This is a genomic window from Stieleria sp. (genome assembly GCF_041595215.1).
GTDB classification, from domain to species: Bacteria; Planctomycetota; Planctomycetia; order Pirellulales; family Pirellulaceae; genus Stieleria; species Stieleria magnilauensis.
Genome location: NZ_JBFHKV010000266.1, coordinates 1 through 8,825 on the forward strand (window position 1 = coordinate 1; position 8,825 = coordinate 8,825).

The following is an 8,825-nucleotide window of genomic DNA, read 5'->3' on the forward strand; positions in this document are numbered from 1 at the left end:
AGAGGCTTCCGCTTGAGTCTACGCCAGGATTTCGTTGACAACCCGTGCCGGTTCGACACCGGTCAGCCGGGCGTCCAAGCCTTGGAATTTGACAGACAGGCGGTGGTGGTCAATGCCCATCAAATGTAACAACGTCGCGTGGAAGTCTCGCACGTGAACGCCATCGGCAACCACATTGTAGCCGAACGGACAGGTTTCGCCGTGATTGACGCCGGGCTTCACGCCGCCGCCGGCCATCCACATGGTGAAGCAACGCGGATGATGGTCACGTCCGTAATTGGTCGCGGTCAACGTTCCTTGAGAATAATTCGTCCGTCCGAACTCGCCGCCCCAGATCACCAACGTGTCGTCCAGCAATCCTCGCTGCTGCAGGTCTTGCAGCAGTGCGGCGGACGGTTGATCGGTGTCCCGACATTGGGTCTTCATGCCACCGGGGATGTTTCCGTGGTGGTCCCAGCCCTGGTGGTAAAGCTGAATGAAGCGAACGCCGCGTTCGGCCAACCGCCTGGCCAACAGACAGTTGGCGGCGAACGACCCGGGTTTTGAAACGTCGGGCCCATAAAGATCTTTGACGCTTTGCGGTTCGTCGGCAAGGTTGGCGACATCCGGAACGCTCGATTGCATTCGATACGCCATCTCGTATTGTTCGATTCGCGTCGCCAGTGCGGGGTCACCCAATCGATCTTGTTCCAGCTGGTGCAAATCGTTGAGCCGATCGAGCATGTTGCGTCGGCTGCCCGCCGAAATACCAGGCGGATTGGACAGGTACAACACCGGCTCTTTGCCCGAGCGAAACTGAACGCCTTGATAACGTGCGGGCAGAAACCCCGAGCCCCACAACCGTGAATACAGTGGCTGGCCGCCTTTGCCCTTGGTCACCAACACAACAAAGGTCGGCAGGTTGTCGTTCTCGCTACCCAGGCCATAGTGCAACCAGGAACCGATGCTGGGTCGGCCGGAGAGCTGGTTGCCGGTTTGCAAAAACGTGATCGCCGGATCGTGGTTGATCGCTTCGGTGTACATCGATTTGATCACCGCGATCTGATCGACCTGCTTGGCCATGTGCGGCATCAACTCGCTGACCCAGGTGCCGTTTTCGCCGTGCCGATTGAACTTGTACATCGAACCGGCCAGCGGCAAAATCGCTTGATTACCCGACATGCCCGTCAAGCGTTGGCCTTGGCGAACCGAGTCCGGCAACGGTTCACCCTGTTTCTCATTGAGCAGCGGTTTGTAGTCCCAGGTTTCCAGCTGCGAGGGTCCGCCGGCTTGAAACAAGTAAATCACTCGTTTGGCTTTCGGTGCGTGGTGGGTCGGATTGACCACTCCGCCGCTGGGGATGCCGGGACCGTGCGAGCCGGCTGGGGCGGCGCCGGCAAGATCGCGTTGCAGCATGTGCGCTGCGGCGATCCCTCCGAACCCCATGCCAAACTGTTGCAGCCAGTGTCGTCGTGTGGTTGAAAAGTCCATGTCGTTACCGCTCATTTATCGGAGCATGATGGATTCGTCGTAGGCAAACAGGGCTTGAACCACGATGGTCGTCGCCGCCACATCCGTTCGCTCGGCCGCATCTTGCAGCGGCTGAGCGCCGACGTTGAGGAACTCGTCGGCGAGAGAATCGTTCTTCGAAAAATACGTCTGTTGTTCGTGATACAACTGGTTGATCACCTCTCGTTCACCGTCATTGGGTGGACGGCTGAGAACTTTGCGGAACAGTTCGTTCCAGCGTGCATCGTGGTCATCGGGATGCGTTTGCACCAAGGATTCCGCCAGCACACGTGACGCTTCGACGTATTGGGGGTCGTTTAGGAACACGAGTGCCTGCAGCGGCGTCGTCGTCAGCTCGCGTCGGGGCGTGCAGCTTTCGCGGCTGGTCGCATCGAGCGTCAACATCGTCGGCGGCGGTGCGGTCCGTTTCCAAAACGTGTACAAGCTGCGTCGGTACAGCCCGTCGCCCGTCGATTGGTTGTACGACTTGCCGGTGCCTGATTCTCGCCAAAGACCTGCCGGTTGGTACGGCATCACGCTGGGTCCGCCGATCTTTTTGACCAGCAATCCGCTAGCCGCCAGTACGGTGTCACGCAGCTGCTCGGCGGAGAGTCGATGCTTGGGGCCGCGAGTCAACCATGTGTTGTCGCGATCACGCTGATAAAGTTGAGGGTCGTCAACTTTGGAAGACTGGCGATACGTCGACGAAAGCACGATCTCGCGACACAGCCAATGCAGATCCCAATCGTTGTTCATCAGCGACCGAGCGAGATGGTCCAGCAACTGGGGGTGCGTGGGTGGTGTTCCTTGGGAACCAAAATCCTCCAGCGTGACGACGATGCCGCGGCCAAAGAACAGATGCCACATGCGGTTGGCGATCACCCGGGACGTCAGCGGGTTCTGCGGATCAGTCATCCACTTGGCCAACGACAAGCGGTCGCCGTCGGCCTCGGGCAAGCCGCCGGCCAACGCGGGGGTGCCGGGTGAGACTCGTTCTGTCTTGTTCGTATATTCGCCACGACCGAGTACGTGCGTCGGCGGCGCGTTTTCGTAGTGACGCATCGTCATGATTTCTCGCACCCCCGTGACAAGCTCGTTTTCGATCTCGCGAGCTTTCGCCAGTCGGCGCCGTGCCGGGGCGACGGTTTCGTCAGCGGTGAGCAATTGATGCTGCAACGCGATCTCGGGGTCGACGGCGGGAGGAGTGTTTTCAGGTTGTACGGCTGCGAAGATCGAAAGCACTTCGGCCGTCGAAAGTTCGACGTCAAAGACTTTCAGGTCATCGACGCATCCGCCGCGGAATCCGACATCACGAAAACGCGCGCCCAACGCCAGCGACACTCGATCGACATCCAGATCACCCCATTCCGTTCGTTGCCGCACGTCGCGTGTCAGTTGGTCGCGAATGACTTCCACCTCGACGGATTTTCCGTTGACGAAAATCAGCACCCCGTCGGCACGACCGCTGCCGTCGTGCGTCACCGCAAGGTGTGTCCATCGTTCGGTCGGAATCTGTTCGACCGAACGGACCCTCATCGCATTGCCGGGCCAAAAGTGGATCATCGAGAATTGCGGGTGACCGTCGTCGAGGGTCAGTTCCAACCCACGGAAGGCGGCGTCTTCGGCGGCTCGGGATTGGTGCAGCACCATCATTCGCGGCCCTTGCGATTCGGGGCGAACCCAAAGGCTGTAGGAGAATTCCGATGTCCGCCCGAACAGGGGAGCGTCTTTGCACTCGATCGCGTCGTCACCGTTACAGACGGTCGCCTTGCCGACGACGCCGTCGACCGTTCCTTCCAACGGTGAAGCGAACACGGACTCACGGGGATCGGGCAACGTTTCGATCCATTCGTCCTGGCGCGACTGCCACTCAATGCGTGCCGTTTGGATCGCGGCCTCCAGCGATGCTTCGGCTTCCGCGATCGCTTGCTTGGCCGCTTCGTGTTTCTGTTGTTGGTCACCTTCATACAACAACATCGCCGGTGTGGGTGCGGAGAAGGTGAAGTGCGAGTAGAGGCCGAGTTCGTCGATGTCGGAAAAGTACGCCGAAAGCTGATAGAACTCCTTTTGTTTGATCGGGTCAAACTTGTGGTCATGACAGCGACAACATTCCATGGTCAGCCCCAGGAATGCGGTGCCCGCCGTCGTCGTCCGGTCGGTGATGCCGGTCAAACGAAATTCTTCAGCGACACTACCGCCTTCGTTGGTTTGTCGGTGCAGTCGATTGAATGTCGTGGCCAACCGCTGAGAGACCGTTGCATTGGGGATCAGGTCGCCGGCGATTTGTTCGGTGATGAACTGGTCGTACGGCATGTTGGAGTTGAATGCTTCGATCACCCACTGCCGCCACGGCCAGACTTCCATCGGAATATCGTTTTGGTAACCGAACGTGTCCGCATACCGCGCAACATCCAGCCACATCACCGCCATCCGTTCGCCGTAAGCCGGAGATGCCAACAGACGCCCCACCACTTTCTCGTACGCATCGTCTGACGAGTCGGCCAGGAACGCGTCCAGTTCAGACAACGTCGGTGGCAGCCCGGTCAGATCGAATGTGACTCGCCGCAGCCACGTCGCCTTGTCTGCTTCTTGGTTCGGCCGGAACCCTTTTTCCCGATGCTTCTGAGCCACGAAGGGGTCGACGGAGGTCCGCGGCCAATCATCCGCCGACTCTGGAATCGCAATCGTCTCGGGCAGCGGTTCGAACGACCAATGCTTTTGGTATTCACCGCCCTGACGAATCCACTCCGCGAGCAACTCCTTTTGTGCCGCCGTCAGCGTCTTGCCGGTTTCCGGTGGCGGCATCAGCATGTCCGGATCCTCCGACACGATTCGCTCGATCAACAGACTTTCGTCCGGTTCCCCTTCGACGATCGCACCGTAGTCCAACGCGGGCTCACGTTGATCCAGCCTCAGATCGGCGGCACGGGTTTCTTCGTCCGGACCGTGGCAGGCGAAACAGTATTCCGACAAGATCGGGCGGATCTGCGAATTGAACGAGATCGGCGTCTGACACCATGCGGCCGGGCCGCCCCCGAGGGCCAGGGCCAAGCAGGCAGCGATGGTAAGATTTTTCAGTGCAACCATGTCGCAAGGATGAGGGGAAGGAAATGGCGGGAGGGCGTAGGGGAGCCTTTCATTATCGCAGTTTTTGACGGCGGGTCTTGTACCTGCTTGGATGGATTTTGGTACGATTTGCCGATGGCAAAGACATCCCCCCCGACCACCGGCAAGGCATTCCGCGATGCCTTTCTGAGGCAAAACCCGGGTGTCCGCAGTGTCACCGAACTGTTCGAGTCGCTGCCGCTGGTGCTCTTTTACGCCAAGGACAGCCAACAGCGCTACATCGCGGTGAATCCCCGCACCCTGACGGATGTATTCGGCTTGACCGATGTCGAAGAGCTTTACGGACGCACCGACAGCGAATTTCAACCGCCGGCGTTGGCCGACGCCTACCACGCCGAAGACCGCCGCGTGATGCAATTAAAACGCACGATTCCGAATCAGGTCTGGCTGGTGCCACACGTCCGCGGTACGCCGCAATGGTATGTTTCGACCAAGACGCCGCTGTTCTCTGCCGACCAAGAAGTGATCGGGATCGCCGGTGCGATGTACCCGATCGCGACCCCCGCCGAAGAAGCCTCGTTCTTCAGTGAATTGGCACCCGCGATTCGGTTCATCGATGAGCATTATGCAACGACCCTCTCGATGAAGGCGTTGGCCGCGATGACCGGTTTGTCGACGTCACAATTCAACCATCGCTTTCGTAGCGTGCTGCGAATGTCACCGACGGAGTACATTCTGTCACGACGCATCCAAGAGGCGCGAGACCGATTGACGCGGACGTCCGAATCAATCACCAACATTGGAGTCGAAGTCGGGTTCTTTGATCAGAGTCACTTCACCAAACGATTTCGCCGTTTCACCGGCATGACACCGTTGGCCTATCGCAAACGATTTCGGTCACGGTGAATGGCCGACAGGTCGTCGGATGTCTTCAAGGATCAGGTACAGACAGGGGACCAGGACCAGGATGATGGCGGTGGCGAACAGGATGCCGAACCCGAGCGAGATCGCCATCGGGATGATGTATTGGGCTTGCAAAGAGTCTTCGAAAATCAGCGGCATCAACCCGCCGAAGGTGGTCAGCGTCGTCAACAGGATCGGGCGAAATCGCCGCAGCCCGGCTTGAGAAATCGCTTCAAACGCCGAGCGACCTTCCACACGTCGGCGGTTGGCGTAGTCGATCATGATCAACGAGTCGTTGATCACCACGCCGGACAGGGCGATCACGCCCATCAGACTGACCAGCGACAAGTCATAGCCGAGCAGGATGTGGCCGAGCACCGCGCCGACGATCCCGAACGGAATCGCGACCAACACGATCAAGGGTTGAACGTAACCGCGAAACGCGATGGCCAACAACGAATAGATCACCGCCAGGGCAAGACCGAACGATCCCCAAAGCGAAGCGGTCGCCTGGCGCATCTCCGCGTCACTGCCTTCGAAACTCCACGTGATGCCGGGGTAGTCGGCGCGCAACCGGGGCAACGCTTCGGTGCGCAGCGCTTCGATCACTTGAGTCACCGCGCGTTTGGGTTCGACATCCATCGACACGTTGATCACCCGTCTTCCGTCGCGGCGATCGATCGATCGAAAGGCCAGCGATTGCTCGAGTTCCGCGACGTCCAGCAGCGGCACTTCGGCCCCCGACGGCGTGCGAATGATCATGTCTTCCAGGTTGTAAATGTCTTCACGCTGGTCCTCGGGCAACTTGACGCGGACTTCGATTTCATTGGTGCCGCGCAACAGCCGCAGCGCCAGTGAACCGAAGAACGCGCCGCGAAGCTGTTCGCCCAATTCTTCGTCAGTCAGCCCCAGCGCGCGGCCTTCGGGGCGGAGCCGAAAGTCGTATTGAACCTTGCCCTTGTTGTAGCTGTCGCTGACGTCGCGGACGTTGGCAAAGCTTTCACATCGCTCAACCAAGGCTTGCGATGCCTTTTCCAACACGCCGATGTCGCTGTGGCTGAGGTCGATGCTGATCGCGCGACGAGCCCCGCCGGGACCTCGTTCGGCTTCAAAGGTCACTTGGCTGACGCCCGGCAAGTCGCCGATCGATTCACGCCACAATTCGATCACTTCACCGGCGGTCATGTCGCGTTGATCCGGCGGCTTCATCACGATTTCCACATCGATAAAGCTCTCTCCACGGACGTTGGTCTTGATGCCCTCGGCGACTTTGTACAGGTCGTGCTCTTCGAACATCCGCAGACTGGCATCGGTCACGGCCTTGGCGATTTCGGCGGCTTGGGCTTGCGTGGTCCCGACCGGCATTCGCACGCCGGCTTCGATTTCATCGGCAGAGACTTCGGGCATCAGGATCATGCCCATGTGGGAACTGGTGGCGTAGCCGCCGACGACCAGAAACAGACCCAGCGCGGTCGAGGCGGTGATGTAACGGAATCGCAAACAACCCAGCAACACGGGACGGAACACCACTTCGACGACGCGATTGAACGCCCGACCGAATGCCTGTTGGCCGCGGTGCAGCGTGGCGCCCAAGCCACGGCCTTTTCGTCCGCCGGCACGGGCATGCGCCAGGTGTGCGGGCAAAATGAACAGCGATTCAACCAGTGACAGGGACAGCACCAAGATCACGACGATTGGCAACGGCCCCCAAAACTTGCCGGTCTCCCCGGGGATAAACATCAGCGGGACAAAGGCCACGATGTTGGTCAGGATGCTGAAGACGACCGGACCGGCGACCTCGCGGGTCCCGTCGATCGCGGCTTGCTCGTCGTCGTCGCTTTCCTGTCGTTTTTCGTAGACGTTTTCGCCGACCACCACCGCGTCGTCGACGACGATGCCCAACACAACCAAAAACCCGAACAGCGAAATCATGTTGATGCTGACGTCGGCCAGGGGCAGCAACAAGATCCCGCCGATGAACGAGACGGCCATGCCCATCATCACCCAAAACGCGAGCCGCATCTCAAGAAACAACGCCAGAATCAACAGCACGATACAGACCGCCATCACCGCGTTTTTCAACACCAGATTCAAGCGGCGACGAAACTCTTCGGCGTTGTTGCGATCGATCCGCCACTTCACGCCCGGTGGCAACACGCCTTCAAAGTCTCGCATCGTCTGATGGACCGCATCGGCAACATCGGTCGGCGACTGGGAACCGGTGCGAAAGATGTCCAGTTCCACCGACGGCGTCTGGCTGAACTGGGAATGAAAGCCGACTTCTTCGAATCCGTCACGGATCGTGGCGATGTCACCGAGGGTGACGGCCGGACCGTCGCGGCCGGAGACGATTTCCATGGCCGCAAATTCGTCGGCCCACTGCTTGCGAGCCTTCACCCGCAACAAAATCTCTCCGCCACTGGTTTGCACCGAACCGGCCGCCACATCCTGGCTGGACGTTCGGATGATGTCCGCCACGTCGGGCAGCGTCAGCCCGTACTCGCGCAGCCGTTGACGCGGGATCTCGACGTGCGTGACGTAAGCCGGCACCCGTCGCAGTTCGACTTGTGTGATCTGGTCGTGAGCTTGCAACTGGTCCCGCAGCTGTTCGGCCAACTTGCGCAGGGACCACACATCGATGGGGCCGTAGATCGCCACCTGCATCGCTTCGCGCTGTTCGGACTGCAAGCGGACTTCGGGCTGTTCGATCTGATCGGGAAACGTGCGAATCCGGCTGACCGCTTGCTCGATGTCCTGGAACGCTTTCATCCGTTGCTGGCCGGCGACGATTTCGATCAGCACTTCGCCCCGACCTTCCCGTGCTTCGCTGGTGATTTCGCGGATGCCTTCGACCGATCGTACGGCGCCCTCGATCGGGCGCAAGATTCCCTGTTCGACCTCTTCCGGCGCGGCACCGGGATAGTCGACGCTGACTTCGACGATGTCCAGTTCGAATTGTGGAAAGACTTCCTTCTGGATCACGGCGGCCGACCAGACTCCGCCACCGAGCAGAATGATCATCAGCAGATTGGCCGCGATCGAATTGCGTGCCATCCAAGCGATCGGCCCAGCTGTCGACGGGCGGGCGGGCGACGCTGGAGTCGCCAAGTCCGGAGCCGCCGTTTTTGGATTCACCGCAGGCTGCTTCACGGGGCCGACTCCCCACCGATGATTTCCTCGGGATCCGAGGCGTCGTTGATCTTGCGCAGCCCGACGCCGTCGGCAACGGTCGCCAGCGTGGTCACGACCACTTCGTCGCCGTCTTCCAGACCGCTGCGAATGTAGGCGTAGTCGGCGTCGCGAAACACGATGTCGGTTTGTCGGATCTCTAACATTTCGTCTTTCATCACCCAGACCGTGTCGCTATC

The 8,825-nt window shown here is 59.7% G+C and carries 4 protein-coding genes and 1 pseudogene; 1 reads left to right on the forward strand and 4 read right to left on the reverse strand.

Going from position 1 to position 8,825, the window contains the following annotated elements:
• Positions 1 to 18: 18 nt before the first annotated feature.
• Both ABX749_RS12340 and ABX749_RS12345 read right to left on the reverse strand, forming a co-directional pair.
• Positions 19 to 1,470: a DUF1501 domain-containing protein gene (locus ABX749_RS12340; RefSeq protein ID WP_372896254.1), complete on the reverse strand. Its 1,452-nt coding sequence runs from the start codon at positions 1,468 to 1,470 to the stop codon at positions 19 to 21.
• Positions 1,471 to 1,485: 15 nt separating this feature from the next.
• Positions 1,486 to 4,575, reverse strand: a complete 3,090-nt coding sequence (locus tag ABX749_RS12345; protein ID WP_372896255.1) for a DUF1553 domain-containing protein — start codon at positions 4,573 to 4,575, stop codon at positions 1,486 to 1,488.
• A 114-nt stretch (positions 4,576 to 4,689) separates the two neighbouring features.
• Here ABX749_RS12345 and ABX749_RS12350 point away from each other — a divergent pair, with 114 nt between their 5' ends.
• Entirely contained in the window at positions 4,690 to 5,460 is a 771-nt protein-coding gene (locus tag ABX749_RS12350; RefSeq protein WP_372896256.1) for a helix-turn-helix domain-containing protein, read from the forward strand.
• On the opposite strand, the gene ABX749_RS12355 is transcribed toward ABX749_RS12350, so the two are convergent.
• Together ABX749_RS12355 and ABX749_RS12360 are read right to left on the reverse strand one after the other, a co-directional pair.
• Positions 5,452 to 8,511 (reverse strand): efflux RND transporter permease subunit, encoded by a 3,060-nt coding sequence (locus tag ABX749_RS12355; protein WP_372896257.1) that lies wholly within the window; start codon positions 8,509 to 8,511, stop codon positions 5,452 to 5,454. The genes ABX749_RS12350 and ABX749_RS12355 overlap by 9 nt on opposite strands.
• 92 nt (positions 8,512 to 8,603) lie before the next feature.
• A pseudogene (locus ABX749_RS12360) lies at positions 8,604 to 8,825 on the reverse strand (efflux transporter periplasmic adaptor subunit); the annotation flags it as partial.

Excerpts from the sequence above, each read along its gene's own strand:
- ABX749_RS12340 (WP_372896254.1), bottom strand. The coding sequence starts at position 1,470 with ATGGACTTTTCAACCACACGACGACACTGGCTGCAACAGTTTGGCATG.
- ABX749_RS12345 (WP_372896255.1), bottom strand. The coding sequence starts at position 4,575 with ATGGTTGCACTGAAAAATCTTACCATCGCTGCCTGCTTGGCCCTGGCC.
- ABX749_RS12350 (WP_372896256.1), top strand. The coding sequence starts at position 4,690 with ATGGCAAAGACATCCCCCCCGACCACCGGCAAGGCATTCCGCGATGCC.
- ABX749_RS12355 (WP_372896257.1), bottom strand. The coding sequence starts at position 8,511 with ATGGCACGCAATTCGATCGCGGCCAATCTGCTGATGATCATTCTGCTC.